The 2,141-nt window shown below is 65.9% G+C and carries 3 protein-coding genes and 1 CRISPR repeat array; all 3 genes read right to left on the bottom strand.

Going from position 1 to position 2,141, the window contains the following annotated elements; translation table 11 throughout:
• Positions 1–40 precede the first annotated feature (40 nt).
• Positions 41–196 (bottom strand): hypothetical protein, encoded by a 156-nt coding sequence (locus tag ACFWFI_RS42465; protein WP_387401275.1) that lies wholly within the window; start codon positions 194–196, stop codon positions 41–43.
• A gap of 560 nt (positions 197–756) precedes the next feature.
• Positions 757–1,137: a hypothetical protein gene (locus tag ACFWFI_RS42460; protein WP_387401273.1), complete on the bottom strand. Its 381-nt coding sequence runs from the start codon at positions 1,135–1,137 to the stop codon at positions 757–759.
• A 28-nt stretch (positions 1,138–1,165) separates the two neighbouring features.
• Positions 1,166–1,453: a hypothetical protein gene (locus ACFWFI_RS42455; protein ID WP_387401271.1), complete on the bottom strand. Its 288-nt coding sequence runs from the start codon at positions 1,451–1,453 to the stop codon at positions 1,166–1,168.
• A 379-nt stretch (positions 1,454–1,832) separates the two neighbouring features.
• A CRISPR array of direct repeats spans positions 1,833–2,100; the repeat unit is 24 nt; unit sequence CTGCTCCCCGCACACGCGGGGATG.
• Between the last annotated feature and the right edge of the window lie 41 nt (positions 2,101–2,141).

Here is a 2,141-nt window from a genome sequence, read left to right as displayed (position 1 = left end):
GCGGCACCCGGTGTGGGTGCCGCCCTCCGCCACGTCTGCCCTATCGCCGGTGCATGGCCAGGCCGCCCCCGGTGGCGGTGCAGACCGCCGCCGCAGTGGAGCCGAGGGCCACTGCGGCCTCCGGGCGGTCGGTCAGGGCCAGGACGACGACGCCGGCCATGGACAGCACGCCGACTAACAGGATCGACCAGCCCATCCACTTCGAGTGACAGTCCTCTCGGGTACCGTCAGAACGAGTGCCGGAAACGGGCGCATCAGGGACTGCCATGGGGCCTCTTCTCTCTACAGCGGGATCGGACGGACCCATCGGCGGACACGAGGGAGATCGTCGTACGGCCTGCTTGCCGGCCGCCGTACGGCGTCTCCCTCGGTCGTTGCCGGGGCCTGTCAAAACCTTACGGGTGGGTACCGACAAACAAGACGCCCCAACAATTTGGGGCCAGTTGACCGCTTGGGCTCCATACAGCACGGCACTGACACCGTCCATGCAGGTCAGGGCCTTGCGGAAGCTGCTTTCCTGCTAGTTCCGCACATGGGTGTCCTTGCGCCGGCGGAACCGACGTGGAGTTGAGGACGTGCCCTCAGCCCAGCGGATGACCTGCGGGATTGCGTTGTCGCAGCACTGAGGCCCTGCACAGCAGGAGCACGGCGCTGAACGTGTCTATGACGACGTTGTTGGCGTACTCGACGTACCAGAGTCACGGCATCCATCCGCAAGATAGAGGGCGCTCCCTTCGCCGAACTTGCCACCGACATTCAGCTGATCACCGCGAGGAGGACGACGCAACGATGCTGCTCCGGCCGCCGGCCGCGAGGTGTTCCAGCTCCGAAGCCATAGAACACCGATGCGCAAGCGAAGGGGAAGCCGAGGAGTGTTGCCTCCCTGTTGCCTCTTTCGCCGCACGAGCTTGAGCAGGGGGAGGTCGGGGTCTTGCCGTCGACGTACATCAGGTTCACCCCCGTAGCCCGGCTGTCCATGTCCAGCTCGGCCACCTTGCGCTTCTCGACGTTCCGGTTGGCGGAGCAGCGGAAGTTGTAGAAGACGTTCTTGATGTTGTCGATCTTGGTCCTCTTGTACTTACCGAGGGGGTGACGGCATAGATCTCGGCCTGCGCCGAGTTCCCGACCCGTCGGCATTGGCGTCGACCTTGACTTCGATGTCGCCCTAGAGGTCGACGGGGTCGCCGACACGGTTTCGTGGGCCGAACGACAGAAGTCGTTGTCCTTGAGGAAGAGCAACCCCTTCTTGTAGAAGACGTTCTTGATGTGCTCGATCAGCCCGGCGAAGGTGACGACCGACGACCTTGATGACAGGCACAGAAGCAGAACCCATGCCGGGCTCCTCCTTCGCAAGGCGGTCGAACTTGAGCGGCGACGCGACGTGCTTGCGGAAGGTGCACTCGATGTACAGAACGTCCACCTTCACCGCCCGGTCCACCTCCGCCTCCACCATCGGCGCCGCTCTTCTGCGTCGTCGTTGAGCAGGATGCCCTTGCGCACCGAAGCGGCACCCGCAGCCTCCGGCTGAGCCTCGTCTTCCGCTCCTCCGGGCAGGACCTGACCACCACCGGCACCTACATCGAAATGACCTCCCGACTGACCGAACCCATCCTGCTGGGCCTCGCGGTCCGCAACCGCGTCAAGCGCTGACCACCCCACAGCGCTGCTGGGCGTGGTCGCGAAGAAAACCGGGCCGCGCTGCGCCGGCTTCAGGGTGGCGTCGGCCGGTGGCCGCCACAGGCGGGTTATGGATGGCTATTCGCCGGTTTACCGGTTTTGGTGAAAGTGTGTCAGAACCGCTGTGTGGCGCGGTAGCGTCGCAGGTCACGCAGTCTGCTCCCCGCACACGCGGGGATGGTCCCCCGTCCTCGTCGGTGTCCGCCGGTTTCCGCCCCTGCTCCCCGCACACGCGGGGATGGTCCCGACACGCTCGTCCAGCGCCTGGTGCTGAACCTCTGCTCCCCGCACACGCGGGGATGACCCCCACTGGTCTGCCTGGCAGGTCGAGGAGTCCGCCTGTTCCCCGCGCGTGCGGGGATGGCCCCTGGGCCTGGCCCATGGGGGGTCGTACCCGGCGTGCTCCCCGCGCCCGCGGGAATGGTCCCTACTGGATCGGCTACTCCTTCCCAGCCCAGTTGTGG

This window comes from Streptomyces sp. NPDC060209 (genome assembly GCF_042728155.1).
Lineage (GTDB): Bacteria > Actinomycetota > Actinomycetes > Streptomycetales > Streptomycetaceae > Streptomyces.
This window is presented reverse-complemented; position numbering and strand designations above follow the sequence as displayed.

Bases quoted from the DNA above. Each gene is read 5' to 3' on its own strand.
- ACFWFI_RS42455 (WP_387401271.1), bottom strand. From the start codon at position 1,453: ATGGTGGAGGCGGAGGTGGACCGGGCGGTGAAGGTGGACGTTCTGTAC.
- ACFWFI_RS42465 (WP_387401275.1), bottom strand. From the start codon at position 196: ATGGGCTGGTCGATCCTGTTAGTCGGCGTGCTGTCCATGGCCGGCGTC.
- ACFWFI_RS42460 (WP_387401273.1), bottom strand. From the start codon at position 1,137: ATGCCGACGGGTCGGGAACTCGGCGCAGGCCGAGATCTATGCCGTCAC.